Annotated in this window: 2 protein-coding genes; both read right to left on the reverse strand. The window is 60.3% G+C overall.

Annotated features, from left to right (window positions below):
• Window positions 1-101: 101 nt before the first annotated feature.
• Window positions 102-1,109 (reverse strand): ABC transporter permease, encoded by a 1,008-nt coding sequence (locus EN935_RS35765; protein ID WP_127265252.1) that lies wholly within the window; start codon window positions 1,107-1,109, stop codon window positions 102-104.
• 23 nt (window positions 1,110-1,132) lie between these two features.
• Window positions 1,133-1,467: hypothetical protein (locus EN935_RS41120; RefSeq protein WP_206534660.1), on the reverse strand; the 335-nt coding region annotated here is incomplete at its 5' end.

Genomic DNA, 1,467 nt, shown 5'->3' on the forward strand with positions numbered 1-1,467 from the left:
GGCCAACGACGGCAATAGCAAACAGGATCGTCACCATCGCCAGGCCGACAATTGCCGTTGGATTGCGCATGAAGCGCTGGCGCGTCGAACGGCTCGCCATCTCAGGCGCTCCGGCGCAGCCGTGGATCGATCAGGGTATAGCTGATATCGACCAGCAGGTTGATAAACAAAAAGACCAGCGCAAACACCAGCACAAGACTTTGCACCACGGCATAGTCGCGGTCACGAACGGACTGGACCATCCACTGGCCAACACCATTCCAGGCAAACAGCGTCTCGGTGATCACAGCGCCGCCGAGGAGCGATCCGGTCAACAGGCCGATGACCGTGACGATCGGCAGCCAGGCGTTGCGCATGATGTGCCGACGCCGAATGCGGCCCCGCTTCAGGCCTTTGGCGCGCGCGGTACGAACGAAATCGAGCCCCTCGGTCTCAAGCACCGAGGCGCGAGTGATGCGGGTGATCACCGCAAGCGGCCCGCTCGCTACCGCAATGGCCGGCAAGATGAGGTGCGCCAGTGCGTCGGCAAACCCCTTCCACGACAGGGCAAGCAGGGAATCAATCAGCGCTACATGCGTTATCGTCTCGTAATTGACTCGTGGATTGGCTTGGCCGGAGGCCGGCAACCATTGGAGCCGCACGGCGAAGATGTATTGCAGCAAAAGCCCGAACACGAAGACCGGAATGCTGTAGGCAAGCAGAGAACCCACTGTGATTGCACCATCGGGCCATCGACTCCGGAACCGGGCAGCCAGATTGCCTAGTGGGATACCGGCCAGTATGGCAATGACCATGCCGCTGCTGGTCAGCACCAGCGTGACCAAGAAGCGGTCGGCGAGACTGCGTGCGACCGGCGCGCCATCGATGGCGCTGGCACCCAGATTGCCGCTTGCAAGATCACGGATGTAGCGCACGTATTGGGTTGGCAGGCTCTGATCGAGGCCAAGCTGAGTGCGAGCGACAGCAATCTGCTCTTCAGTGGCTCGGGGCCCGAGGATCGCCCGGGTCGTGTCGCCCGGCAGCAACCGCAGGAAGGCGAAGACGGCCATCGACAGCAGAACGATCAGCAGCATCGTCGACGCCAATCGCCTCAGGATAATGTCCGTCATCGCCTGTCCTGATCCTGCTGCGACTATTCCGATACCGATACGCTGGCCAGCGTTTCTTGAAGGTTGCTTGAACCGACAAATCCTTTGACTTTGGCCGACATGACTGCGGCGGGAGACGAATTGACCAGCGGGATAATCGGAAGATCGTTGCCGAGCGATTTCTGCACGGCCACCCACTTATCCGCAACGGTTTTCGGGTCGGTCGCGGCCAAGGCCTGGTCCATCCAGACTTGGATGTCGTCGTTTTTATAGCCGAACTCGACGCTGGGTTTGCCATCGATGTAGCCGAACAGGCCGACCTTCAGAAAGTCCTCGGGCTGTGCGTAGTTGCAGGTCAGGCCAAGAATCCAGAGCTGGT

The organism is Mesorhizobium sp. M7D.F.Ca.US.004.03.1.1, assembly GCF_003998635.1.
Lineage (GTDB): Bacteria > Pseudomonadota > Alphaproteobacteria > Rhizobiales > Rhizobiaceae > Mesorhizobium > Mesorhizobium loti.